This window comes from Paenibacillus wuxiensis (genome assembly GCF_040195695.1).
GTDB classification, from domain to species: Bacteria; Bacillota; Bacilli; order Paenibacillales; family Paenibacillaceae; genus Paenibacillus_B; species Paenibacillus_B suaedae.
The window spans coordinates 339,658-363,397 of record NZ_JBEFZI010000009.1 but is presented as its reverse complement, the minus strand read 5'-3'; the positions used below and the strand labels follow the sequence as shown (position 1 = coordinate 363,397).

The 23,740-nt window shown below is 48.6% G+C and carries 24 protein-coding genes and 1 pseudogene; 8 read left to right on the top strand and 17 right to left on the bottom strand.

Features of this window, described 5'->3' with window-relative positions; genetic code table 11:
- Nucleotides 1–33: 33 nt before the first annotated feature.
- Both ABN764_RS22230 and ABN764_RS22225 read right to left on the bottom strand, forming a co-directional pair.
- Nucleotides 34–1,521, bottom strand: coding sequence for a contractile injection system protein, VgrG/Pvc8 family (locus tag ABN764_RS22230; RefSeq protein ID WP_174811166.1), 1,488 nt, complete (start codon nucleotides 1,519–1,521; stop codon nucleotides 34–36).
- Nucleotides 1,518–2,150 (bottom strand): hypothetical protein, encoded by a 633-nt coding sequence (locus ABN764_RS22225; RefSeq protein WP_174811167.1) that lies wholly within the window; start codon nucleotides 2,148–2,150, stop codon nucleotides 1,518–1,520. The genes ABN764_RS22230 and ABN764_RS22225 overlap by 4 nt, the downstream gene beginning before the upstream one ends.
- A gap of 283 nt (nucleotides 2,151–2,433) precedes the next feature.
- Here ABN764_RS22225 and ABN764_RS22220 point away from each other — a divergent pair, with 283 nt between their 5' ends.
- Nucleotides 2,434–3,678 carry an MFS transporter gene (locus ABN764_RS22220; protein ID WP_446673150.1) on the top strand — a complete coding sequence of 415 codons (1,245 nt, stop codon included), beginning with the start codon at nucleotides 2,434–2,436 and terminating at the stop codon, nucleotides 3,676–3,678.
- Between the two features lie 5 nt (nucleotides 3,679–3,683).
- Complete coding sequence (locus ABN764_RS22215; RefSeq protein ID WP_268623933.1) at nucleotides 3,684–4,772, top strand: Gfo/Idh/MocA family protein; 1,089 nt, start codon at nucleotides 3,684–3,686, stop codon at nucleotides 4,770–4,772.
- A gap of 148 nt (nucleotides 4,773–4,920) precedes the next feature.
- Here the strand turns inward: ABN764_RS22215 and ABN764_RS22210 are convergent, their stop codons facing one another.
- On the bottom strand, nucleotides 4,921–5,448 hold the full coding sequence (locus tag ABN764_RS22210) for a hypothetical protein (protein ID WP_174810711.1): 528 nt from the start codon (nucleotides 5,446–5,448) through the stop codon (nucleotides 4,921–4,923).
- 110 nt (nucleotides 5,449–5,558) lie between these two features.
- On the bottom strand, nucleotides 5,559–6,473 hold the full coding sequence (locus ABN764_RS22205) for an EamA family transporter (protein WP_446673149.1): 915 nt from the start codon (nucleotides 6,471–6,473) through the stop codon (nucleotides 5,559–5,561).
- A gap of 360 nt (nucleotides 6,474–6,833) precedes the next feature.
- Here ABN764_RS22205 and ABN764_RS22200 point away from each other — a divergent pair, with 360 nt between their 5' ends.
- The gene (locus tag ABN764_RS22200) at nucleotides 6,834–7,505 is read left to right on the top strand and encodes a 3'-5' exonuclease (protein WP_446673148.1); all 672 of its coding nucleotides are present in this window, start codon (nucleotides 6,834–6,836) and stop codon (nucleotides 7,503–7,505) included.
- 86 nt (nucleotides 7,506–7,591) lie between these two features.
- On the opposite strand, the gene ABN764_RS22195 is transcribed toward ABN764_RS22200, so the two are convergent.
- Nucleotides 7,592–8,416, bottom strand: a complete 825-nt coding sequence (locus ABN764_RS22195; protein WP_446673147.1) for an aldo/keto reductase — start codon at nucleotides 8,414–8,416, stop codon at nucleotides 7,592–7,594.
- A 373-nt stretch (nucleotides 8,417–8,789) separates the two neighbouring features.
- Between ABN764_RS22195 and ABN764_RS22190 the strand changes: the two genes are divergently transcribed.
- From ABN764_RS22190 to cysW, 4 genes are all read left to right on the top strand, one after another.
- Nucleotides 8,790–8,987: a YezD family protein gene (locus ABN764_RS22190; RefSeq protein WP_021254199.1), complete on the top strand. Its 198-nt coding sequence runs from the start codon at nucleotides 8,790–8,792 to the stop codon at nucleotides 8,985–8,987.
- Nucleotides 8,984–10,063, top strand: coding sequence for a sulfate ABC transporter substrate-binding protein (locus tag ABN764_RS22185; RefSeq protein ID WP_174810104.1), 1,080 nt, complete (start codon nucleotides 8,984–8,986; stop codon nucleotides 10,061–10,063). The genes ABN764_RS22190 and ABN764_RS22185 overlap by 4 nt, the downstream gene beginning before the upstream one ends.
- Before the next feature lie 18 nt (nucleotides 10,064–10,081).
- Nucleotides 10,082–10,954: a sulfate ABC transporter permease subunit CysT gene (gene cysT, locus ABN764_RS22180; RefSeq protein WP_446673146.1), complete on the top strand. Its 873-nt coding sequence runs from the start codon at nucleotides 10,082–10,084 to the stop codon at nucleotides 10,952–10,954.
- A gap of 142 nt (nucleotides 10,955–11,096) precedes the next feature.
- Nucleotides 11,097–11,942 (top strand): sulfate ABC transporter permease subunit CysW, encoded by an 846-nt coding sequence (cysW, locus tag ABN764_RS22175; protein WP_174810108.1) that lies wholly within the window; start codon nucleotides 11,097–11,099, stop codon nucleotides 11,940–11,942.
- Here the strand turns inward: cysW and ABN764_RS22170 are convergent.
- The 10 genes and pseudogenes from ABN764_RS22170 to ABN764_RS22125 form a co-directional block, all read right to left on the bottom strand.
- A complete protein-coding gene (locus ABN764_RS22170) occupies nucleotides 11,846–13,105 on the bottom strand; it encodes an MGDG synthase family glycosyltransferase (RefSeq protein WP_446673145.1) in 1,260 nt (419 codons plus the stop codon). The genes cysW and ABN764_RS22170 overlap by 97 nt on opposite strands.
- A 171-nt stretch (nucleotides 13,106–13,276) precedes the next feature.
- Nucleotides 13,277–13,666: a spore coat protein GerQ gene (gene gerQ / locus ABN764_RS22165; protein WP_231515121.1), complete on the bottom strand. Its 390-nt coding sequence runs from the start codon at nucleotides 13,664–13,666 to the stop codon at nucleotides 13,277–13,279.
- Nucleotides 13,587–13,934 (bottom strand): hypothetical protein, encoded by a 348-nt coding sequence (locus ABN764_RS22160; protein WP_446673144.1) that lies wholly within the window; start codon nucleotides 13,932–13,934, stop codon nucleotides 13,587–13,589. Before ABN764_RS22160 ends, gerQ begins: the two co-directional genes overlap by 80 nt.
- Before the next feature lie 143 nt (nucleotides 13,935–14,077).
- A pseudogene (locus tag ABN764_RS22155) lies at nucleotides 14,078–14,299 on the bottom strand (cell wall hydrolase); the annotation flags it as partial.
- A 140-nt stretch (nucleotides 14,300–14,439) separates the two neighbouring features.
- On the bottom strand, nucleotides 14,440–15,078 hold the full coding sequence (locus ABN764_RS22150) for an FMN-dependent NADH-azoreductase (protein WP_446673158.1): 639 nt from the start codon (nucleotides 15,076–15,078) through the stop codon (nucleotides 14,440–14,442).
- A gap of 256 nt (nucleotides 15,079–15,334) precedes the next feature.
- Nucleotides 15,335–16,591, bottom strand: coding sequence for an MFS transporter (locus ABN764_RS22145; RefSeq protein WP_446673143.1), 1,257 nt, complete (start codon nucleotides 16,589–16,591; stop codon nucleotides 15,335–15,337).
- Complete coding sequence (locus tag ABN764_RS22140; RefSeq protein WP_446673142.1) at nucleotides 16,588–17,067, bottom strand: MarR family winged helix-turn-helix transcriptional regulator; 480 nt, start codon at nucleotides 17,065–17,067, stop codon at nucleotides 16,588–16,590. The genes ABN764_RS22145 and ABN764_RS22140 overlap by 4 nt, the downstream gene beginning before the upstream one ends.
- 179 nt (nucleotides 17,068–17,246) lie before the next feature.
- Nucleotides 17,247–18,476 (bottom strand): hypothetical protein, encoded by a 1,230-nt coding sequence (locus tag ABN764_RS22135; protein ID WP_268623925.1) that lies wholly within the window; start codon nucleotides 18,474–18,476, stop codon nucleotides 17,247–17,249.
- 136 nt (nucleotides 18,477–18,612) lie between these two features.
- Nucleotides 18,613–19,089, bottom strand: a complete 477-nt coding sequence (locus ABN764_RS22130) for a DUF4188 domain-containing protein (protein ID WP_174811188.1) — start codon at nucleotides 19,087–19,089, stop codon at nucleotides 18,613–18,615.
- 12 nt (nucleotides 19,090–19,101) lie between these two features.
- The gene (locus ABN764_RS22125; protein ID WP_446673141.1) at nucleotides 19,102–19,740 is read right to left on the bottom strand and encodes a TetR/AcrR family transcriptional regulator; all 639 of its coding nucleotides are present in this window, start codon (nucleotides 19,738–19,740) and stop codon (nucleotides 19,102–19,104) included.
- A 121-nt stretch (nucleotides 19,741–19,861) separates the two neighbouring features.
- Between ABN764_RS22125 and ABN764_RS22120 the strand changes: the two genes are divergently transcribed.
- Nucleotides 19,862–20,722 carry a DUF368 domain-containing protein gene (locus ABN764_RS22120; protein WP_446673140.1) on the top strand — a complete coding sequence of 287 codons (861 nt, stop codon included), beginning with the start codon at nucleotides 19,862–19,864 and terminating at the stop codon, nucleotides 20,720–20,722.
- Between the two features lie 145 nt (nucleotides 20,723–20,867).
- Here ABN764_RS22120 and ABN764_RS22115 read toward each other — a convergent pair whose 3' ends face one another.
- Together ABN764_RS22115 and ABN764_RS22110 are read right to left on the bottom strand one after the other, a co-directional pair.
- Nucleotides 20,868–21,410 (bottom strand): DUF2199 domain-containing protein, encoded by a 543-nt coding sequence (locus ABN764_RS22115; RefSeq protein ID WP_028531910.1) that lies wholly within the window; start codon nucleotides 21,408–21,410, stop codon nucleotides 20,868–20,870.
- Between the two features lie 323 nt (nucleotides 21,411–21,733).
- On the bottom strand, nucleotides 21,734–23,629 hold the full coding sequence (locus ABN764_RS22110) for an ATP-dependent protease PrkA (RefSeq protein WP_065293384.1): 1,896 nt from the start codon (nucleotides 23,627–23,629) through the stop codon (nucleotides 21,734–21,736).
- Nucleotides 23,630–23,740: the final 111 nt, after the last annotated feature.

Sequence of the window (23,740 nt, the reverse complement as noted above, 5' to 3'; positions counted from 1 at the left end):
CGTCCTTTCCGCACCAAGCGCCAGAAATGTCTGCTAGTTCGTAAATACTTCGGTTCCTTTGAGCTCCGTATTTCCGCCGCTATTCAGCACGATTTTGCCGCCCTTCTGGCTTTCTATCGCAATTTCCTCACTAGCCGTCATAAGCAATTTCTTGTCCGCCCGGATGGTCACATTCTCCTTGGACGTCAGCGACACTTCCTTCTGACCGGCAATCGTGATCGAGCCGCTCTGATCCAGCATAATCGTCGCTTGCCCATTATTGGCCGAAATGAGCACATGACCTGGCGCTAACGTAACCTCCATGCCTGCCGAATTGCGGAAGTAACGAACATTCGGGTCAGCCATCCGATCCTGCGAACCGCCGCCGGATGCCGATGCACCCGCTCCCTGGCCACCCGGAGAAGCACCTGCAGGTTCGCCGGCATAGGAATTGACCGAACTGATGGCGAATGCCTCCTCCTCCCGTTCGCTTGGGAATGTCACGCGCACACTGTCCCCTGCCTCTGGCATGCAATACCAGCCGCTTCCATCCGCAGATGCAAATACAGTAGAGTAAGGGAACCAGTGCGCAGTTCCAGCATCCTGATTCTTATCGATATCGAGCCTTACCTTGACCTTGTCTCTGTTAATCGCCAGAACCGTTCCTCCTATCGAAGCTCCTCGAATGGCTTCGTTGAATGGCAATTCCCGGTTCAAACCTTTGCGGGTAGTAATCGTATAGGTGTGCGACATAGCTCCCTTGTCCATTGTCGAGACGACTTTCCCGACATACAGCTTCGCCCTCTGGAAGTCTACAGCGTCACCCAGATGCAGCAGTTGTCTGGTCGTCACCTCATAAGAGATGAAGTCGCTCTCTTGGGAATCCGGCCGAATATTATGGTGATAAGCCATATAATCCGCCAGCTTCTTCTTGGCGACATATTGGTAATCATCCAGCTTCTTGACCGTCCCGGTATCCGGCAAGCCGAAGAAGAATTTGACGTCCTTGAATTTCTCGGCAGGCACCACAACCGTGTCGAGGCGAGAAGCCATTCTTTTCAAAAATGCCCAGTCCGTTTCCTTATACTGTAGGACGAACTGTCCGATACCCGGATTATGATCCGTCGTGTACTGCACATCGTAATTGGAGTATTCCGCGCCCATTTTCCGAACTAACTGGCTGTATGTCATCGAAGCATCCTGGAAAGACCTGCTCTTGACGCGAATATCCAACATGACAGAACTTGTCCATGCTTCCGCGTGAATCGTATATACATCTCTCGTCCGTTCGATGCGCATCTCGGTGATAATCCCGGAAAACAATATTCGTTCTCCGCCCTGCTCCAGAAGCTCCATCACCTGAACCGGCGTCTGCTCGTTCAGCGAAAAGAGATCATTGTCTTTATGCTCCTCCGCGACAACGCCCGTAAAGGTAAGTTTTCCGTGTTCATTCACCTGCTGCACGATGGCGAGCTCCAGCAGCTGCATATGGGGAAATGGCTTTATTCGTACATTTTGATAGGACAATGTCGATACACTCATGCGCTCGCCACCTCTACCGATCGAATCATTTCCAGCGCGATGATGGACCATCGTGTTACATGCTTGTCGTTCCCGTTAATGTTGGCGATAAGGCGTTTGTGTCCAGCATCTACAAAAAACAGAAAATTGAACACCTTGCCATGCGCCACTGGATTCAAAAAGGAGCAGTAATGGATCGGCTGCCCATTCACTTCCTCCGTTCCATCCTCCAGCCACTCGGTATGAAGCTCCATGTTTGCCATGCTGCGAATCATGTCCGTCTTCATCTGCCTCAAGTCGATGGCCTGCTCTGGACGTTCTGTATATTGCAAGATGATGTTCAGAGCATGAGCCTCATTCTGATAAACCATCTGTTGTTCGGTCTCTAGCGTGCACAGGAGAAAATCCTTCGGAAATAAAAAGCTCAGTCCAGGCTCGAAAAAGTCTTGCTTTTCGAATTCCACAATCGTGCCGTTCAGAACGACGCCGCCATGGTGAACTCCGTTGCGCATATCCTCTCGCCACTTCTCCTCTGCATTCATACGGGCCGCATGTTCCGCCATCTGCTCGTCTTGCATCCGCTGCTTTTCAGATCCTACTGATCCAGCACCGGGCGAGTCGATTTTAGGCTGATTTTCCGCATGCTTCATCGCCAATTCCCCCTCACTTGGAATCTTTCATCTGATGGGTCTGTTTTTCTTCTTTCCATAATTGTATAAATATCCAAATCATTATTGAATATATCGGCAAATACTGGAATCTTATGAAGGCCGGTCCTTCCTGTTTTTAGGGGAAACACAAAAAAATGATCCTTCTATGTGAATCAATTCGCCAGCAACTTGTATGCGTAGTAGACAACTCAGTTGAATATGAATGATAATAGCGTTACAGCACAGACATTCATCCTTGTAAAATAAAGTGAGGAGGAGGCAGATGCAGCGAAGGCTCGTTATTCCACGATTATCATTCATGATGTTCATGCAATTTTTCGTATGGGGGGCTTGGTACGCCACTGCGGGGCTTACACTCAGCAAATATGGCTTGTCATCCATTATTGGAACCGCTTACTCCGTTGGAGCGATTGCATCCATTATTGCTCCTTTCTTCCTCGGCATGGTAGTTGACCGCTTCTTCGCCTCTGAGAAAGTGATGGGCCTCCTTCATCTTGCAGGCAGTGCACTTCTATGGGTGGTCGGCAGGCAAGTCGAGGCAGGCAGCGGAACAACGCTGTTGTGGACGCTTTTTCTGTATATGCTGTGTTATATGCCTACACTGGCACTAAGCAACAATGTAGCTTTTCACCATATTGCGGATGCTGCAAAGACATTCCCGATGATTCGTGTGTTCGGCACAATCGGATGGATTGTGGCAGGCGTCCTTATCGGCCAACTGGGCTACTCCGACAGTTCCTTCATCTTCTACATCTCTGCTATTGCATCCCTCTTGCTCGGTATATTCAGCTTCACTCTGCCCAATACGCCCGCTCCCGCCAGAGGAAAGCCTCTCTCTGTTCGCGACCTGCTCTGTCTTGACGCGCTGCAGATACTTAAGGAGCGAAGCTATTGTGTTTTCATCATCTGCTCGATGCTTATTTGCATCCCACTTGCAGCCTATTATTCGTTTGCGTCTCCCTTCTTAGAGGCTGCTGGGTTCGCCAATGTAGGCAGCGTTATGACGATCGGCCAGATGTCGGAAATCGCTTTTATGCTGCTTATCCCGTTCTTCTTCCGCCGCTTAGGCATCAAAATCATGCTCCTGATCGGCATGCTTGCTTGGACACTTCGTTACGTCCTATTCGCCTTCGGTGCGCCTGATCAGATTGGATTACTCATGATCGTAGGCATCGCTCTCCATGGCATCTGTTATGATTTCTTCTTTGTAACCGGATTCATCTATGCTGAGCAGCAAGCAGACAGCCAAGTAAAGGGGCAGGCACAAAGCTTGCTGCTCCTGTTCACGCAGGGAATCGGCATCTACTTCGGCTCACTTATTGCCGGCAGTCTGTTCAACGATACCGTGACAGCTAGCGGAACTGCTGCGCTTGCACAATGGAAGAGCTTCTGGCTGTACCCGGCAGGCGCTGCGCTTGTCGTGGCACTGTTGTTCCTGCTGCTGTTCAAATCGAAACCATCCACACATGCTGTTCACCAGCATGATGCGGCATTTGAAAGGAGATAAGCGTAATGAATCGTACGAAAGTAGCCATTTGCGGCGCTGGCTTCGTGGCCGACATTCATATGGAGTCCTTTACCCGATTCGTTCCAGAGGCAGAGGTAGTCGCTGTCTATGCCCGCAATCGTGAGAAAGGAGAAGCATTCGCTGCACGGCATGGAATACCGCAAGTGTATACAGACATGGAAGAGCTGTTGGCGCATTCCGGTTGTGAGGTTGTGGACATCTGCCTGCCGAACTTCCTCCATCACCGCGTATGTATAGCAGCTGCGCAAGCGGGCAAGCACGTTATCGTAGAGAAGCCGCTATGCGTTACCTTGGAAGAGGCCGACGAGATGATCGAGACATGCCGTAGCGCAGAAGTGAAGCTCATGTATGCGGAAGAGCTCTGCTTCGCACCGAAGTTCGAGCGGGTGCGCAAGCTGATCGAGCTGGGAGCCGTCGGCGATGTGTATATGCTGAAGCAGGCAGAGAAGCATTCTGGTCCGCACAGTGATTGGTTCTATGACATCAAGCAGGCTGGCGGTGGCGTGCTCATGGATCTGGGCTGCCATGCGCTGCAATGGTTCCGCTGGATGATGGGCGGCGCCAAAGTGAAAAGCGTATATGCGACAATGTCTACTGTACTGCATGGCGAGATAACGAAGGGCGAAGATAATGCGGTTACGATCGTAGAGTTCGAGAATGGTGTAACGGCAATCGCGGAGGACAGCTGGGCGAAGCCTGGCGGGATGACAGACAACATAGAAGTATACGGTACGAAGGGAGTAAGCTATGCGGACCTCTTTCAAGGGAACGCTGCTCTGACCTATAGCGAACATGGCTATGATTATGCGATGGAGAAGGCAGGCTCCACCCAAGGGTGGTCGTTCACCATCTATGAAGAAGCATTCAATCAAGGATATCCACAGGAATTGAAGCACTTCATTACCTGTGTCCGGCAAAATCTAGAGCCTTGCGTAACAGGCGAGGACGGGCGTGCCGTACTCGAAATCATCTACGCAGCATATGCCTCCGCCCGATTAGGGCGCAAGATTGAGCTGCCATTCCACGCAGCCGTACAGCGGCCGATTGATTTATGGCTGGGTACGGAGAATTAGGTCAGATCGATAAAGCATGAATTCCCTTGTGGCAACGAGAAGAAGGCTAGTACTTCCCAATTAGGGACGTACTAGCCTTCTTGTTCTTTCTATTAAAAGGGATTATGGAATATGTGTTCCAATCCAGATACCCAAATACAAGTACATCTTAGGTAAGTGTAATTTCTTTCATTTCGAGTGGCATCGATTGCTCCGCGGCCTCTGCCTTGCCTTGAACAGCCTTCTGATGCTGCTTCAATCGGATCCTCCAATCATTCATCTCCTGATCCGTCAATACATGGAACGTCTCAACCTTCCTGCTCGTTCCATCCTTAAGAACGACGACGAACTTGGGGAATACCGGTACGAACAAGATGCCCACTCGACCTTGCTCGACACGAATATCGACTACATCTGCCCATGCTGCGCGGAGTCCATATTCATTCCAAATTGTCTCCTGATCATAGGTCAGTAGGATATTGGTTCCTGCTGTTAAGGCACGCACGGATACGACGAGATTGCTCCCACAATAAGCGAATCCAATGCATGCAGCCGCTGCCAGGGCAATTCGCAAGCTGAGCGGCAATTTGAAATCGAGCACGGCCAGAACGATAAGGCCCGCCGAGAATAGAATACAAATGAATGCAATGAACAATCGGGCTGCTGCTTTCTGTTTCTGATACACGACATGATGCATAGCGCATTTCTCCCTTTCCCACAGGTTGTTCAGTAGCTTTATTCCCACTTCGACGAGCTGTACCGATTCCCCTTCCTACTCCATTCGACAATATGCCATTATTATTCTAATTATGCACCCGCACGCTCTATCTTCTCTCTTGTGTTCGTCTTCTTCTGATTCACCAGAGCCAACTGCGGCAAACAAATGCCTCCTAAAATCAGCACGATTCCTGCCCACTGCAACATCGTAACTTCTTCCCGGAGAACGAGTACGGACATTACTACCGCTGCTGGCAGCTCAGCCGCTCCTAGAATCGTGCCTAGTCCAGAACCAATCTTCGGGACACCAATTCCGAAGAAAATGACAGGTATAATAGTGCCAAGCAGTCCCATTGGCAGTCCGAATTTCCACAATCCATCTACCAAGGTGCCATCGATAAAGAATGCTGGCGGGAACACTAGGAATACAACTACCATTGCCCCCGTAATCATAGATAGACTCTTCGTCAAAATAGGAACGTCGGTTGCAACTCGCCCGCTCACAAAAATATATATGGCAAACGATACCGCTGAAATCATTCCGAACAGCGCCCCTTTCCAGCTCAATCCGGACAGTCCATGATCAGCGAGACCACCAGCGAAGACGGTGCCTACAAGCAAGATGATCACCGAAATTACCTTCATTGGTTCAGGACGCGTGCGCGTAATAACAGCTTCAAGCAATACACCAATCCACGTAAATTGGAATAGAAATACAACTGCGATTGAGGCTGGCAATTCTCCTACGGCAAGGCCATATGTAATCGAGGTGCAGCTCACAGACAATCCACAAGCTAGCAGAACTACAGTTTGCTTCCAACGCAGCTTATGACGAGAGAATAACAGTGTCATGACAACAAACATCAGCCACCCAAAGAAATATTGTCCGCCTACAATCTCAGGGACGGTAAATCCTTCTCCGATCCCCAATTTCATAAAAGAAGACACCGCTCCATAGCTGCAAGCCCCCAGGAATACAAGCAAAGCATATTGAAGTAATTTCATGTTGATGTTAGGCTCCTTTCGCTTTTGCACGCAAAAAAGCCCCTGCGCTCTTGGGCAGGGGGCGAACGAAACCAAAAGAATCGTGCTGTGACTATACGAGGCCGTTCGTCCTTCTACGAACGCCGCCACTCACACGCCTTTGCAAAATTTCGCCTCTCTATTCACATCTTTCGATGTGTGAACAGAGTTTGGTGCAAACCTTACTATTTATGCCCTTTCATTGTAGTAAGCATCCTCCACGCTGTCAATGAATTGATTCACCCGGGCAGCAGTGGAATCCAAGTAGTTCCTCCAACGACCGCCGCAACTTGTGTTACAATATAAGCATCATACGCTGTCAATAAAGATAGGAGCGGCACCATGTTAGCAATTATTTATGATTTGGAAATGACCGTAAAGCGCAAAAAAGGGGCGTTTGCCGAAATCATTGAAATTGGGGCGGTTAAAGTGACGGAGAACGAGGGAACATTCGCCGTTGCTGACACGTTTCAAGCGTTCGTCAAACCGACTCTTTCCCCCAAGTTAACAGATGATACAGTTAATTTTACCGGCATTACACAAGAGGATATTACACATGCCTCCACCCTGCAGGATGTCCTTGATCAATTCATCGCGTGGATTGACACGGATGACTATGCACTATGTTCCTGGGGGCCGGATGATAAAGCCCAATTCCTAAAGGAATGCCGCCAGAAGAAGATTCCACTCTACTGGCTTCGCAATCATAACAATTTGCAAAAACAAGTATCTACTGCTCTGAAGCGTGAGCATAATCAGCAGATTGGACTTAAGGCTGCGCTGGAAGCACTGGACGTCCCGTTCGTCGGGAATCAGCACCGGGCGCTGGATGATGCCTACAACACAGCACTTGTATATATACGGATGCACGAGCACATTCAGTTGACTCGCAATGAGGTTCAAGAACATCCGAGCTATGAGAGCAATGTTGTATATCGAGATGATACAAGTGACGAGGATCGAGACAATCCATTCGCGGCGCTTGCCAATTGGAATATGGACGAAGACAAATAGAACACGGTTTGTCCCGAGGTGGGGCAAACCGTGTTCTATTTACTTTACCATTCTATATCATGGTTGCAACGAACAAATAATTGCGGTTACGTAACTGCGAATTCTTCCGGGTTCGGACCAACACGCTTATCTTCATTAAGTGCATCAATGCTGTTCAGCTCTGTACTGCTCAACTCGAAATCAAATACATCGAAGTTCTCGCGAATGCGTGATGGTGTAATCGACTTCGGAATGACGACATGGCCATGCTGCAAGTGCCAGCGAATAACCACTTGAGCTGATGTCTTGCCGTGCGCGGCCGCGATCGCAGCGATCTCTTCATTCTGCAAAATATCTCCACCCTGCATCAGCGGGCTCCAAGCTTCCAAATAAATATCATGGCGCTGGCAATATTCACGCAGCTCGTTCTGAGCCAAGCGCGGATGGCATTCCACCTGATTCACAACCGGCTTCACGCTGCATTCCTGCGCCAAACGCTCCAAGTGAGGAATATGGAAGTTGGATACGCCAATCGAACGCACGCGTCCGTCTGCGTAGAGCTTCTCCAATGCTTTGTATGTGTCCACATACAAATCCCGGGAAGGAACTGGCCAATGAATCAAATACAAATCTAGATAGTCGGTCCCCAACTTATGTAAGCTCTCATCGAACGCCTTCAGGGTAGCATCATATCCTTGCTCGGAATTCCATACCTTCGTCGTCAAGAATATATCTTCACGCTTCACACCTGACTCTTTAATTGCTTCGCCAACGCCTGCTTCATTCTGATAAATAGCTGCCGTATCGATTAAGCGATAGCCTGTCTCCAATGCAGTCTTCACTGCATCCTTCACCTGCTGTCCCTCTTCAACGCGCCATACCCCAAGACCTAGCTGCGGCATGCTCAAGCCATTGTTCAACGTAATTTGCATGTTCATTGCCTCCTTCATAAATGTAGCAACAATTTCAGTATAGTCGTAAACGGCAGTCTGGTGCAAACCATCCTGTCCTACCTCATAACAAAGCTATTGTAATCGCGTTTCGGGCAAGAACATTTCACGATTTGCCAGAACTTAATATAACTTTGGAAATAAGTGGTCAGCTGCATTGACTTCCTATCCGGTTGCTGATAACATACTGCCATAACACCAATACCTTAGTTATCTTATAGGAAATATAATGATTAATCAACTATGAACAACGACTCATGACTTCTGTCGACCGGATCACCGGAGACGCATACCTAACTGCATGTTTAGGGGTGTCTTCGGTTTTTTTGCATTCATGTTCAAGGGAGGAACGTATATGAGCAGTCAACCAACGCAAATCGGGTTAGATACCATCCATCCGAAGTGGCTGGAGCGAATCGCAGAACAATTGAAAGGACTCAACTATGGATCACTGACCATCACGATCCATGACGGCCACATTGTACAGCTGGAGCGGACAGAACGCACCCGCTTCGAGCTGGAAGGCGCAAAAGAAAGGAGACAATCCAGATGAAAGTACAACGTCGTTTACCTGTACGTATCATCATCCTGCTTTCTGTGTTGACGCTCGCCTTGATGGCCTCCTGCGGACGCAGCGATTCAGGTTCAGGCAAGCAGGGAGAAGCAGAAGGAGCTAAGCCAAATACTGCTTCTGAAGAGACTGTGGAACTGCAGAACGTGTCCTATGACCCAACCCGTGAGCTGTACGCTGATTACAACAAGGCATTCGCCGCACACTGGAAAGAAACGGCCGGACAGAATGTCACTGTGAAGCAATCACATGGCGGCAGCGGCAAGCAAGCACGCGCTGTCATCGACGGCTTGAAGGCCGATGTCGTTACCCTCGCCCTTGCGTACGATATTGATGCTATTCGCAAGGCTGGCTTGATTCAAGAGGGCTGGCAGACACGCTTTGAGCATAACAGTGCCCCATACTACTCCACGATCGTGTTTCTTGTACGCAAGGGCAACCCTAAGGGAATACATGATTGGAACGATCTCATCAAGCCCGGTATTCAAGTCATCACACCGAACCCCAAAACTTCCGGAGGCGCCCGCTGGAATTATCTCGCCGCTTGGGGGTACGCCCTCTCTGAGAACAAACAAGATGAAGAGAAGGCGAAGCAATTCCTCTCCGCCCTCTATGCCAATGTCCCCGTACTCGATTCAGGCGCGCGCGGAGCAACGACCACCTTCGTGGAGCGAGGAATCGGTGATGTACTCATCTCTTGGGAGAATGAAGCTTTCCTCGCCACGAACGAGCTTGGGCAGGATAAATTCGAAATTGTCGTTCCTAAGCTAAGTATATTGGCAGAACCGCCTGTAGCGGTCGTCGACAAAACGGTGGATAAGCGAGGAACCCGCAAAGTCGCCGAAGCTTACTTATCCTATCTGTATTCAGAGGAAGGACAAGAAATTGCAGCAAAGCACTATTATCGCCCACGCTTAGAAGCCGTTGCGGCCAAGCACAAGGCACAGTTCCCCGAACTTAAGCTGCTCACCATTCAGGATGACTTCGGCGGATGGGAAGCCGCGCATCAGAAGCACTTCGCTGATGGAGCACTATTTGATCAAATTTATAAAAAGTAGAAGGGAGCACGGGATATCATGACCACACAATCCGCTCACCTTGGCCGATCTCCCATCAAGCCGAGGAAGGCATCGTATTCGGTGCTTCCCGGCTTCCGTTTCACACTAGGCTATACGCTGATTTACATGTCTCTCCTCGTACTCATACCGCTGTCAGCCATCGTCTTGAAGTCATCTGAATTAACCTGGGGCGAGTTTTGGAGCACGGTGCTGGATGACCGTGTCATCACAGCGTATCGGATCAGCTTTATCGTCTCCTGTGCCGCGGGACTCCTCAATGTCTGTTTTGGATTGATTGTCGCTTGCGTGCTAGTCCGTTATTCATTTCCAGGGAAGCGATGGATAGACGGCTTGATTGATCTGCCATTCGCACTTCCAACAGCAGTCGCAGGCATTGCTCTAACCTCCATCTATGCAGAGAACGGCTGGATTGGACAGCTGTTGTATCCGCTTGGCATACAGAGCGCCTACTCACAGATTGGCATCATGATCGCGCTGACCTTCATTGGCTTCCCCTTCGTGGTGCGAACCGTTCAGCCAATCTTAGAGCAATGGAGCACGGAAGTTGAGGAAGCAGCGGCAACCTTGGGTGCCAAGCGTTGGGCGGTATTCTCCAGAATCATTTTCCCCGAACTCATACCGCCGCTGCTGACAGGCTTTGCGCTTGCCTTTGCACGCGGAATTGGCGAATATGGTTCCGTTGTATTTATTTCCGGCAATATGCCATATAAGACTGAGATTGCACCGTTGCTTATTATGACGAAGCTGGAGCAATATGAATATGCCGCAGCCACGGCTATTGCACTTGTATTGCTTGTTATATCTTTTGTCCTGCTGTTTATCATCAATTTCATTCAATGGAGAATGGGCAGACGCGTTATGCCCCATTAGAGCCAATGAAGGATGAAACTGCACTCCGATTCACCCCATCAACAATACTTGAAAACGCGAAAACAAGGAGATTACCCGTATGACCGATACCTCATTGCTTACGGAACAACCTAAATTCACCCCTCATACTAGGCGCAAGTCAATGGGAGGCGGACTTCCGCCATCAGCGCCGCAATCTCGCGCATGTACAACGGAATCCCCCTATGTCCGATACCTGCTCATTGCCGCTGCTCTTGGCTTTATTGCGCTCGTCATTCTGCTCCCACTTGCGGCTGTGTTCGTGCAGGCATTCAAGCGCGGAGCTGATGTCTATCTGGCAGCACTTGTTGACCCAGATGCCTTAGCAGCGATCCGGCTCACGCTTGTCACTGCAGCAATCGCCGTGCCTTTAAATGCAATTTTCGGCATTGCAGCAGCCTGGTGTATCACCAAATTTTCATTTCGCGGCAAGCAATGGCTCATTACTATGATGGATCTCCCTTTCTCAATTTCGCCTGTCATTGCAGGCTTTTTATTTATTTTAATTTTTGGCTCAAACGGATGGTTTGGAGAATGGCTGGACAATCAAAATATTCGAATCGTCTTTGCTCTTCCAGGTATTGTATTAGCCACGTTATTTGTCACCTTCCCCTTCGTTGCCAGGGAGCTCATTCCGCTCATGCAGACGCAAGGAATACAGGAGGAGGAGGCAGCGGCCACCTTGGGAGCAAGCGGGTGGCGAATGTTCTGGCGTGTGACGCTGCCCAATATCAAGTGGGGACTGTTATACGGCATAATCATTTGTAATGCGAGGGCAATGGGGGAATTCGGGGCGGTATCCGTCGTATCGGGGCATATACGAGGCGAGACGAACACAATGCCGCTCCATATTGAGATTTTATACAATGAATATCAATTCTCGGCAGCATTCGCTGTGTCTTCACTGCTCGTATGTGTAGCATTGTTAACCATTGCAGCCAAGCACTGGCTGACGCGCAAGGAGGATTGAGCTGGATAGGTCTCACTTGTCATCGCGTCCAGAATGTCTATTGCGATCCGTTTCGCAGCATACGGACGCGCCAGACTCACCATGCTTCGCTTCATGGATTCAAGCAGGGCTGGCTGATTATACGCCTCGCAGAGTCTCATCGCCAGCTCAACGTCCTGCCGTACGACAACAGCTGCACCATGCCTTGCGAAATACCGAGCATTTTCCCGCTCTTGACCAGGCTGCGGGCGCGCGATAAATAGAGGCACCTGCATAGCGAGCGCTTCCGTTAGGGTTACACCTCCCGCCTTCGTAACCATTGCATCAGCGCATAACATCAGTTCATGAATAGAGGACACATAGCCGAAGACATGTACATTGCTCAACGAACGGAATTTCTCCTTGAGTTCTGTCTCCCAGCGTTCATTTCTGCCGCATACAATAACAACCTGGTGATTCGGGATTCGTTCTAATAGACGAAGAAATCGATTGGATATTGCCTGTGCACCAAGCCCACCCGACATTACTAACGTAGTTCGAAGCCCCGAATGTAATCCATATTTATGGAATAGTGCTCCCACTTGCTCTTCATTATGCATGGAGGACTGCTGAGAGTACAAGTCAAATTGATCACGAATTGGAATGCCGCTTACATGCACTAGATCTGGAGCGATTCCGGCTCTCATCATCTGTTCGGCTAATTCGACAGTTGCAACATAGTAGTGATCTGTGGTGGACAATATCCAGCGATGATGGAGATCGTAATCGGTGATGACCGTAAATGTGGGAATCGCCTTGTTCATCTGCCGGACAACAGATGAGACGTCGAAGTAGGGAAATGTACTGATAATGCCATCAGGCCGATGCTCCAGCAGCAGCTGCTTCAGCTTGCGCTTGCCTAGTGTGAACCCTGTGCGCACAAGTGGATGTGTACGTTCAATTCGGCGCGTTGAATAGTAGCTCCAGCCATAATAGTGAATCCCGTATTGCGACATCGTCTGACTTTGCATAAATATAAACCGAAACATCGCATCCATCATCGGATGCGCCTCAGCCATCAAATCCACAACAATAACCTGCATGCCAAGCCGCTCCATGTGTCCTTTGAGCGCCTGCGTTACCATCCAATGCCCTTCCCCGAAACGGGACGTTAAGATCATAATCTTGTAAGCAGCTTTATGCATTCTTTATTTTCCCTCCTTTCCCTCAGATTATTTTATCTTTCTCTCCCTTCCCACGGATTATAACGTTGGTTCCTCATCAGAGGTTTAACGGAAGTTGGATGTTTTGTGAATATAAGCAAAGAGCCGCCCTAACCTCTCGGAGAGGCGGCGGCTTGCTGGCGGATAGCCTAATTACTGTTCTTCAGAAGATTCAGGCTGACGGAATGGATATTCATAATTAAGCGGCTCATCGAATGTCGCATAGTCGAAGTTAACCATCAACAGCATGATGCGTTGACCCGTTCTCGGATCGCTGATGATGAGGTGATCACGACCAGCAGCCTCAATTTTACCGCGGAATATCTTCGCATTCCATTCCGAGTTGTTCTCATATGTCATATAGAACGTACCAATCTTGCCAAGATTCAATCGCAAAATGTTCTCGATAAAGGATTGTTCTTGCGGGAGCCCCGTCAGAACCGTGCCGGAAGGCGTAATCACATTACCGCTGGCGACCGAAGGAGGCATTGTTGCTGCCTGCTGCGTTGCAACCGGCTGCTGTATAGCTAATGGCTGTTGCATTGACATAGGCTGCTGCATTGGCATTGGCTGATTGGCGAAAGGCTGTACAGCTTGTTGCATTGGCATGCTCTGCATTGACATGTTCTGCATTGGCATACTCTGCATCGGCATGCTCTGCATTGACATGTTCTGCATTGGCATGCTCTGCATCGACATGCTCTGCATCGGCATACTCTGCATCGGCATGCTCTGCATTGGCATGCTCTGCATCGATTGCTGCGCCGGATATGGCGTCGGAGTTGGACTGATTGGGGCTTTTGATCCGCAACAAGATCCGCCTTTTGACGTGCTCATTGGAGAAATCGAACTATTACCGGATTGGTTCGGAGTTGGATAACCATAACTCATGTAATTCATGCTACACTCTCTCCTTTACAGTCTCATCTGGACTGATTTTTTAATGAAGCCTCGTTACCCCGAGTACACTGCTGGACTGTCGTCCCCAGTTGGGGAAAAGAAATAATGCGCTCGATACCGACCAGAATTTTGTTGATTGAACCACGTATCTGGGCACTCTTCCGCCCGCCTAAAGAACCACATTGCATAGGAAGCAGGCCAGGTGCGCTCGCCATTGATTGCGCGTTGAGCTAGACGAATATCAGCGTCACGAGCCCATTGATAGAAGCAGCCCTTCAGTGCCTGTTACCTCCCTCCCCCTTTCATTCGTTACCATCATATGTGCGAGTGCCTAATTGGTGACAAATGAAAAAAAGCCGGCTCCAATAGGAACCGGCTCATGGTCAGGTGCGAACACTCATGTTTAATTTGAATTGTTATTTTACAGCTGCAAGCAAGTTTTTAGCGCTTTGCTCAGCACGTTGCTTTGCGGAAGCAAGGATTTCCTCTGCACGATCAGGTGTTGCAGCCATGCCTTCTACGAAGACATTCTCGTAATCGGTAATGCCGATAAAGCCCATGATCGTTTGCAAGTAAGTGTCTGTGAAGCGAAGACCTGTTGTTGGACCTTCGGAGTAAATGCCGCCGCGCGCTTCGATATGAACCACTTTCTTGCCTCCGAGCAAGCCTTTTGGACCTTCAGCTGTGTATTTAAATGTACGGCCAGCGATAACCACGTTATCGATATAAGCCTTAAGAAGCGTTGGGAAGCTCAGGTTCCACATTGGTGTAATGAATACCACTACATCTGCTGCAATAAATTGCTCCAAAATTTCGTTCATGCGGCCAAGTGTGCTTGTTTGCTCTGCAGACAACGCTTCACCAGCGGCAGCTTTGCCCCAAGCATCCAGTACTGTGCCATCGATCAATGGAATGTTCTCTTCATACAGATTCACACGCTCGATTTGCACATCCGCATCAGCTTGAAGCGTAGTCAAGTAGTGCTCACCAAGACGAAGACCGAAGGACATTTCAGTTGGTTTAGGATTCGAATTAATAACAAGTACTTTTTTCATCATGTTCACCTCATAATTATATTCGTATAACATTATTGCCTTACATTCAGTTCTGACAAGATAACTCATAGCCTGCGGCAAATTATGATGTTGACTCAAAATTGTCCGCTTATTTAATGTCATTGACTTACTTTATGTAAGTATAATAAATGTTATAACTTACTTTTGTCAAGTAAATGAGTTAAATTTATTTTTAACTTATTTTTTGCATACATAACAAAGACAACCCATTGTTCTATTCTTTCTATTCCAGCATCTAAGTGGCAGAAACAGTTGCTTCATCACGCCCACTCATCCGAGAAGCTCTCAACCGAAGGAGTGCAAATGCATAAATGAGCAGCAACAATACCGCAGACAAAGAGGATACGAGGTACGTATTGCTATAAGTAGTGACTGATGCCACTGCACCGAGCAGCAACGAGCCAAGAGCCACACCCAAGTCAATTGAATTGTAGAACATGCCTGTTGCTGCGGCATGCTGGTCAGCAGGTACACGCTGCACAGCCCATGCCTGAAATGCGGGCTGCAGACTGCCATATCCTAGCCCGTACATAGCAGCAGCAAGACACAGCATTCCTGTCGATGCACTGTAGGCCAGGACCACCAGCGAAGCTGCCAACATTATTCCACCTGCAGGGACAACCGCGAGATGTCCCTTGCTGTCATACAGCTTGCCAGCGAATGTACGGACAACCAATATAGATATCGCATTACATAAGAAGAATAGGCTCACATTCGCGATCCCTCTTTCCTGACCGAACATGGTAATGAAGGACAGGATACCTCCGTACGTGATGGTGACAAGGAAATTAAGCATACACGGCAGCAATGCCCGCCGGTCAATCCAAGAGCCTTGCGGCCGAATGGTTGCTTGACTCGCAGGAGCTTTGGCACTGCGCAATAGGGGCAGCATTGGAAAAATAATAATGATAAGGACAAACGTCGTTCCAATTAAGTACTCATATCCGTAGCTTTGCAGCAGCCACAAACCAATAATCGGAGCTATTGCCATGGATAAGCTATTGGACAAGCCGTAATACCCCATTCCTTCCCCCATGCGTCGAGGAGGAATAATCCGCGTTGCCAATGTCCCTAGGGCTGTGCTCGTAATGCCAAATCCCGCCCCGTAAATCATGCGCACAAGCATGAACAAGGCCAAGGATGGTACAAATGCATAAGCGCCTGTCGACAAGGCATAAATGAGCAAACCGGCAATCAAAATGCTCATCGCTCGGAACCGATCAAAAAATCTTCCTGCAAATAGTCGAGTCACAATAGCCGACAAAGCGAACAAACTGACTACAAAGCTCACGGTCATATTGTCTGCTTGATAGGCATCCTTCACATATGCTGGCAGCGCAGGCGTTATCATCAACAGATTCAGTGATACGAGAAAGTTCGAGCCAGCTAGCACTACAAATGGCTTCGTCCACAATGGCTGCTTTTCTTCAAGAATCTCATCGTTATTTCTATATTCCGCATTCATGTCTTTCATTTCTTTCATCTCTTTCATTTGTTCGTACCGCTTCCCTGACTCGCCGCTGCCAACCGTTCCTTCTCAGCTGCAGCAGAATTATCTTGAATCCGCTGCAGTTGTTGCAGCAGATGCTGCTCCTCGTCGCTTGAGAATCCCGCCATAACTTGAGCGATATATTCCTGCTCAATGGGAATCAACTTATCCACAATAGAGCGCCCGGCAGCAGTTACCGCCAACCGATATGCGCGCCGATCCTGTTCGCAGGTTCTGCGCTCTACCCACCCTTTGCGCAGCAAATGCTGCACAATCCGTGTCAAGGTTGGCTGATCTTTCCCGCATCGCTCAGCCAATCCCTTTTGATTAATGCCTTCCTCTTCAACAAGACGGAACAGCACTCCCCACTGCTCAATCGTCATATCATAAGGCCGGAATCTCGCCCCTAACTCTGCAGCTACCTTACGGTGTGTCTGACCGAGCATGTAACCTACCCTTCGTTCCAAATGCAGTACCATTTTGTATGTTACCTCCTAATATTTCACCTGCACAATCGGAAATAGTTGTTGCAACAACTATTAACTTGTCATAACAACTATTATAACAATAAGCACTCTAATGTAAATAGTTATATATTAGTAAGCAGATTAGATCAAAAAAAGACGGTTCTATATTCTGAACCGTCTTTGGTCTTATATTATGAGGTGTAGGACTGGTCTGACACGCTTTGTACAATGCTTGACGACCCCATACCACCTGTTGATGCATAGCCTTCGGCCTGTTGAGTGAAAGCTGTAATGCTATTCACTTGACCTGTCGGCTGGAAGCTGTTCGGCACTACATTTTGGTGCGCTCCATGCGTTTGTGCTGTAATGCTTTGCACTTGGCCTGTTGGCTGGAAGCTGTTTGGCACCACATTTTGGTGCGCTCCATGCGTTTGCGCTGTAATGCTATTCACTTGACCTGTCGGCTGGAAGCTGTTCGGCACTACATTTTGATGCGCTCCATGCGTTTGCGCCGTAATGCTTTGTACTTGGCCTGTTGGCTGGAAGCTGTTCGGCACTACATTTTGGTGTGCTCCATGCGTTTGCGCCGTAATGCTTTGCACTTGGCCTGTTGGCTGGAAGCTGTTCGGCACTACATTTTGGTGCGCTCCATGCGTTTGTGCTGTAATGCTTTGCACTTGACCTGTTGGCTGGAAGCTATTCGGCACTACATTTTGATGCGCTCCATGCGTTTGTGCTGTAATGCTTTGTACTTGACCTGTTGGCTGGAAGCTATTCGGCACTACATTTTGATGCGCTCCATGCGTTTGTGCCGTAATGCTTTGTACTTGGCCTGACGGCTGGAAGCTGTTCGGCACTACATTTTGGTGCGCTCCATGCGTTTGCGCTGTAATGCTTTGCACTTGGCCTGTTGGCTGGAAGCTGTTCGGTACTACATTTTGGTGCGCTCCATGCGTTTGCGCTGTAATGCTCTGCACTTGGCCTGTCGGCTGGAAGCTGTTCGGCACTACATTTTGATGCGCTCCATGCGTTTGCGCTGTAATGCTCTGCACTTGGCCTGTCGGCTGGAAGCTGTTCGGCACTACGTTCTGTTGTGCACCGTGTGTCTGTGAAGTGATGCTGCCTACATAACCGCTCGATTGAAAGTTGTTCGGTACTACATTTTGTTCATACTGTTGTGAAGTATAGCTATGTACGTATCCTGACGGTTGAGGAGATGCACCTCTTGTCACATCAACGTTTAACGCTCCATAGCTTCCAGAACCCAAGTTGCTGCTCAAACCATAGCCAGAAGAGATTCCCGTTCCATAGCTGGCGCTATTGCTTGTATAAGATACCGGATTGGACGTTCCTTCGTTCACCTGCTGCACCAAATCCCGAAATTGTTGTTGACCTGGCTGGCGCAAGTACTCATTCGACATATGCCTATTCCTCCTATGCGATCGCATCTTATCCGTATGCCGCATTCATATTCACGGCGCACGATGTTAGTATGGATGAACAAGAGGAACAATTATGCATTTTACAGAAAAATTCAAGCAGCCGATGAAACAAACATCAACCTCCTACTTTAGACTGGTTCATACGCTGACGGGAACTGTGATTGGAAGCCTCTACAGGAATGAGCTGACCGGCCTTGCCAAGGCCGAATGCAGGCATGTAGTTATAGACCGCTTCATACTGGCCAGGTTCAATCTGATACGTCTCATGGTAAACGCCAACCTCCCCGGCCTTGCCGGTCTGATGGAACTTGCGCCATGTTTCCTTATGGAACCCGTTTCTGGCATACCGCTCCAAGTCATCGTAGGAACGCCAGTACTGTACCAACATCGGACCATTTCGCCCAATAAAATATTCGGCATGCAGAAAGCCATGCTCCTTGTCTTGATACAGCTCCTTCATCATACGCGGCATGGCCCGTGCGACTGGCAGCCATTTGCGTACCGCAAGCCAACGATTCACTCTCATCCCGATAATAAAGACAACGAATGAGCCTTCCATCTTGGCCGCAAAGCGCCCCATATGGATCCCCATCTCTATCCCTCCCTATTTTGCTAGCACTTCTAAATGCTCCATATAACAGGCCATAATATCATCTCCGCGCATCATAAGATGGGCCGTTAAATAGGCTCCATAAAAAATGGTAAACAACATCTCCGTTATTTGCCCGACACTATAACGTTCTGCGGCTTCTCCCTTGGCGATCGCCTCTTCAGCAATTCGCTGCATGAGTACATAAAGATTTGGATCAATTGCGCGAGCCTGCTCCTCTTTCCCAGGGAAAAGCAGATGAATCTCTGCATCCGTCAACATCGGCATAGGTGGATGCATCTTCTCTTCTGCAAGCAGTCCCACAAGACGCAGCATGATGCCCGGCCGAGCATGGTCATCCTCAACAATGCAGGCGAATAAATGCTTGGCAGCATCCCAGCCCCGCAGCCCCTGTTCGTCGATTTCTAGCCAGCGCTTCGTCAACCACACGCACATGTAATAGACAAGCACATCTTCCTTTTTCGGGAAGCACTTAAAAAAGGTCACCTTCGACACTTCCACTTGCGCACATATATCTTCCACTTTCATCTCACGAAAGGATTGCTTCACACTCATGTCCAAGCAAGCTTCGTAAAGTGCTATTTTTGTCTTTGCCTTCTTCCGCTCTCTCAGCGGGATATTCAACATCCCCATTTTTATTTCCAATCCTTTCTTGCCGGCAATGCATTAAATATACCTAAGTAATTAAATTAACTCAAGTAAACTTTTGTTACCGAGTGTAAATTCCCCTCCGTTTGGACTCTGTGCCCTTTTTATGTACAATGGAGTGGAAAGTAACTATAGAAAAGGAGATAGATACGTGTTTGAATGGAAAAATATTATTCGCGGGATTCTGATTGGTGCAAGTGACCTGATTCCCGGAGTAAGTGGGGGTACAATTGCTGTTGTACTCGGATTCTATGAGAAACTGATCGCTTCAATCAGCGGGTTCTTCAGTCGGGAGTGGAAGAAGCATCTAGGCTTCCTCATTCCGTTAGGCATCGGTGTCGGTTCAGCGATTTTGCTGCTTAGTAAAGTAATGAAGTGGCTATTGGCCGAGCATCCGCAGCCAACCTTTTTCTTTTTCCTTGGACTTATTGTTGGTATATTGCCATTTTTGTGGAGAGAAGCAGATGGATCGCGCAACTTCAAGCCTGTCCACTATATTCTACTGCTGATTGGAGCCGCAGCCGTAGCGTGCACAGCGTTTTTCAAACCAGACGATCATAACTCGATTATTGAGCTTACAGCATCCTCAGGGGTATTTTTATTTTTCGCTGGATGGCTGGGAAGCATGGCAATGATTCTGCCTGGCGTAAGCGGTTCATTCGTATTACTCCTGCTCGGCGCTTATCCGACGGCTATTCACGCCTTGTCAACACTGAACTTGCCGCTCATTGCCATTATTGGCGCCGGGGTAATCGTCGGATTCATTGTTAGCACAAAGTTCATCCGCTTCTTGCTTGCCAAGTTCCCATCAATCATGTATGCCATTATTATCGGCATGGTCGTTGGCTCCCTGGCCGTTGTTTATCCAGGACTGAACAGCTCAATTGGTACACTTGCCATTAGCATCCTAATGATGATTCTCGGATTTGCTGCCGCCTATGGATTAGGGAAGCAGCAGCCGCAATGATAAAGCTTCGACTACAACATGATTGCTTATACGACAGCAAGGCACCTCATCTTATTATCAGAAGATAAGGTGCCTTGCTGTATGAATGCACGATATGATGTTCAAATGTTGTAGGTAAGGTGCCAAAATTATACGTGCTGTGCCTCTAACGGGCATCTGACAGCTGGTGATATTGATTATGCAGCGGACGCAGCTCAAGCCAGCGTTGGAAGGATAGACCTTCCTGCTGCTCCTCATAGAGCGGATGCTCCGCCTCGCCAAGATGGGCCTCTGGCAGCTTCGATGAGCCCTGGAATGTCAATTGCACAGGCAATGTCAATGTATCCGGGTAGCCTGGAATTGCAGATGATAGGCGTCCCTTCACGTGGCGCACCTTGCTTGATGCCGAATGTCGCACATGTTCAGGATTAATTTGAACCCATACATCCCAACTCACTTGCCCTCTGCCATTGCGGAACGGAACTGTCAATCTGCTGTGTATATAGTAATATTCATCGTCCATGATGCATTCATCCGGCGTCAATTGACACCGTTCTTCCCGTTCCCACGGCTCAATCTCCGTTACATAGAATGGTGCTGTACAATCCGTGTACACACTCGCCACAGGAGCATCGCTCGGCTTCCTTAATCGTGTGCGATGCCTCCGGCGTTTTCCTAGCAATTCTGCTCTACTTTCTCTCTCTTCCATATCTCTCCACTCCCTCTACTTATTTTTTACGCAAAAATAGGGAAAATGAAAGAGGGAAATTGTGAACATTTCTCAACAAAATTCTACAAAGTACAACAAAAATGTTGTCTGTTCGTGTCGAATGATAAAAAAATGCGCCTTTATTCGATATTTCTCTTCTCTGTTTCAGCGGTAAATCAGATAGAAGTTGCAGATAGAATCTACGTGAAAGTCATTCGCATCCTAATGACAGCTCGTGGTCATGAATCTTCCCATAAAAAAACCTGCATGCGGCAGCTGCAGGTGGAAATGTAAAATATGATCCGTCGTTCCATCTTTATAGATTAACGATTAAGCAAGCTCCCTACATAGCGAAGCAATTCATTGGCGCAAACTGGGCAATACCCATGTTCCTCCATCAGTCTGGCTGAGACCTCATTAATGCGTTTCAACTGCGTTTCATCTGGCGTTTTCGTGGACGTCGTAATCTTGACGATATCCTTCAAGTCAGAGAACAGCTTCTTCTCTACCGCCTCACGCAATCGGTCATGGCTGTTGTAATCGAATTTGCGTCCCTTGCGAGAATACGAAGACAGCCGAATGAGGATCTCTTCCCGGAACGCCTTCTTCGCATTTTCCGACACGCCGATTTGTTCCTCAATTGAGCGCATAAGCCGCTCATCTGGATCCAGCTCCTCATCCGTAAGCGGATCGCGTATCTTCTTCCAATTGCAGAATGCCTCAATATTGTCTAGATAATTCTCGAACAAGGTCTTCGCAGATTCTTCGAACGAATAGACAAATGCCTTCTGCACTTCCTTCTTCGCAAGGCTGTCGTACTCTTTGCGAGCAATCGAGATATAGTTGAGATATCGTTCCCGTTCCTCCTTCGTAATCGAAGCATGCTGATCCAAGCCGTCCTTCAAGGCACGCAGTACATCTAATGCGTTAATGCATTGAAGATTCTGCTTTATAAGCGCACTTGATATCCGGTTAATAACATATCGAGGATCTACGCCTGACATCCCTTCCTCGGAAAATTCACTTTGCATTTCCTTCAGATCATTGTCCTTATAGCCTTCCACCTCTTCACCGTCGTACATCCGCATCTTCTTCACTAAATCCATGCCCTGCTTCTTGCTCTCCTTCAATCGGGTCAAGATGGAGAATATAGCAGCTGCCTTGAGCGCATGCGGTGCAATATGAACATGACCCATATCGCTCTGACTGATCAGCTTCGAATAGATGCGCTCTTCCTGCGACACCTTCAAGTTATACGGGATCGGCATGACAATCATACGGGATTGAAGCGCCTCATTCTTCTTGTTCGCGATGAAGCCTTTGTACTCCGCCTCATTGGTGTGAGCGATGATGAGCTCATCGGCCGAAATCAGCGCAAATCGTCCAGCCTTGAAATTCCCCTCCTGTGTGAGCGACAGCAGATTCCACAGGAACTTCTCATCGCACTTCAGCATCTCCTGGAATTCCATCAAGCCGCGGTTCGCCTTGTTCAGTTCCCCATCGAACCGATACGCGCGCGGATCAGACTCCGAACCAAACTCCGTTATCGTAGAGAAGTCAATGCTTCCCGTTAAGTCCGCAATATCCTGCGACTTCGGATCCGATGGACTGAATGTCCCGATCCCAATCCGATTTTCCTCCGATACAAGCACTCGTTCCACCAGCACCTGCTCGATGTCGTTGTCATATTCCGTCTTCAATCGCAGTTGGCATGACGGGCAGAGATTTCCCTCAATGCGAACACCCAGCTCGCGCTCAACCTCAGGCCGAAGTTCATTCGGTATCAGGTGCAGCGGTTCTTCATGCATAGGGCAGCCCTTGATTGCATATATAGCTCCCCGCTCGGTTCGGGAGAACTGCTCCATGCCCCGCTTCAGCATCGTGACCAGGGTTGATTTCCCTCCGCTCACAGGCCCCATCAATAGCAATATCCGCTTCCGCACATCAAGCCGCTTCGCAGCAGAGTGGAAATATTCTTCCACCAGCTTCTCAATGGCACGGTCAAGACCGAATATTTCCTTATCGAAAAACTTATATCTGGTCTGCCCGTTAACCTCTTCCACACCATACGACGCAATCATCTCATACACGCGCGCATGTGCCGTCATCGCCGGAGCGGGGTCACGACGCAGCAACTCGACATATTGTTTAAATGTTCCGGTCCAGGCCAATTGTTCACTTTCGGCACGATGTTCTGAAATCCGTTTGAATATGTCCATCCCTTTAAACCTCCATTGCTCCCGATTTGCAACACAGCCCTCCATCGCCGCTTTGCGTCTGTCTCACTTTAGAGAAAAAATTAGTGTACTACATAACTATGCGGAACAAGC

What these genes read in the sequence shown, in the direction of transcription:
- ABN764_RS22230 (WP_174811166.1), bottom strand. Translation starts at nt 1,521, where the DNA reads ATGAGTGTATCGACATTGTCCTATCAAAATGTACGAATAAAGCCATTT.
- ABN764_RS22225 (WP_174811167.1), bottom strand. Translation starts at nt 2,150, where the DNA reads ATGAAGCATGCGGAAAATCAGCCTAAAATCGACTCGCCCGGTGCTGGA.
- ABN764_RS22220 (WP_446673150.1), top strand. Translation starts at nt 2,434, where the DNA reads ATGCAGCGAAGGCTCGTTATTCCACGATTATCATTCATGATGTTCATG.
- ABN764_RS22215 (WP_268623933.1), top strand. Translation starts at nt 3,684, where the DNA reads ATGAATCGTACGAAAGTAGCCATTTGCGGCGCTGGCTTCGTGGCCGAC.
- ABN764_RS22210 (WP_174810711.1), bottom strand. Translation starts at nt 5,448, where the DNA reads ATGCATCATGTCGTGTATCAGAAACAGAAAGCAGCAGCCCGATTGTTC.
- ABN764_RS22205 (WP_446673149.1), bottom strand. Translation starts at nt 6,473, where the DNA reads ATGAAATTACTTCAATATGCTTTGCTTGTATTCCTGGGGGCTTGCAGC.
- ABN764_RS22200 (WP_446673148.1), top strand. Translation starts at nt 6,834, where the DNA reads ATGTTAGCAATTATTTATGATTTGGAAATGACCGTAAAGCGCAAAAAA.
- ABN764_RS22195 (WP_446673147.1), bottom strand. Translation starts at nt 8,416, where the DNA reads ATGCAAATTACGTTGAACAATGGCTTGAGCATGCCGCAGCTAGGTCTT.
- ABN764_RS22190 (WP_021254199.1), top strand. Translation starts at nt 8,790, where the DNA reads ATGAGCAGTCAACCAACGCAAATCGGGTTAGATACCATCCATCCGAAG.
- ABN764_RS22185 (WP_174810104.1), top strand. Translation starts at nt 8,984, where the DNA reads ATGAAAGTACAACGTCGTTTACCTGTACGTATCATCATCCTGCTTTCT.
- cysT (WP_446673146.1), top strand. Translation starts at nt 10,082, where the DNA reads ATGACCACACAATCCGCTCACCTTGGCCGATCTCCCATCAAGCCGAGG.
- cysW (WP_174810108.1), top strand. Translation starts at nt 11,097, where the DNA reads ATGGGAGGCGGACTTCCGCCATCAGCGCCGCAATCTCGCGCATGTACA.
- ABN764_RS22170 (WP_446673145.1), bottom strand. Translation starts at nt 13,105, where the DNA reads ATGCATAAAGCTGCTTACAAGATTATGATCTTAACGTCCCGTTTCGGG.
- gerQ (WP_231515121.1), bottom strand. Translation starts at nt 13,666, where the DNA reads ATGCAACAGCCATTAGCTATACAGCAGCCGGTTGCAACGCAGCAGGCA.
- ABN764_RS22150 (WP_446673158.1), bottom strand. Translation starts at nt 15,078, where the DNA reads ATGAAAAAAGTACTTGTTATTAATTCGAATCCTAAACCAACTGAAATG.
- ABN764_RS22145 (WP_446673143.1), bottom strand. Translation starts at nt 16,591, where the DNA reads ATGAAAGAGATGAAAGAAATGAAAGACATGAATGCGGAATATAGAAAT.
- ABN764_RS22140 (WP_446673142.1), bottom strand. Translation starts at nt 17,067, where the DNA reads ATGGTACTGCATTTGGAACGAAGGGTAGGTTACATGCTCGGTCAGACA.
- ABN764_RS22135 (WP_268623925.1), bottom strand. Translation starts at nt 18,476, where the DNA reads ATGTCGAATGAGTACTTGCGCCAGCCAGGTCAACAACAATTTCGGGAT.
- ABN764_RS22130 (WP_174811188.1), bottom strand. Translation starts at nt 19,089, where the DNA reads ATGGGGATCCATATGGGGCGCTTTGCGGCCAAGATGGAAGGCTCATTC.
- ABN764_RS22125 (WP_446673141.1), bottom strand. Translation starts at nt 19,740, where the DNA reads ATGGGGATGTTGAATATCCCGCTGAGAGAGCGGAAGAAGGCAAAGACA.
- ABN764_RS22120 (WP_446673140.1), top strand. Translation starts at nt 19,862, where the DNA reads ATGTACAATGGAGTGGAAAGTAACTATAGAAAAGGAGATAGATACGTG.
- ABN764_RS22115 (WP_028531910.1), bottom strand. Translation starts at nt 21,410, where the DNA reads ATGGAAGAGAGAGAAAGTAGAGCAGAATTGCTAGGAAAACGCCGGAGG.
- ABN764_RS22110 (WP_065293384.1), bottom strand. Translation starts at nt 23,629, where the DNA reads ATGGACATATTCAAACGGATTTCAGAACATCGTGCCGAAAGTGAACAA.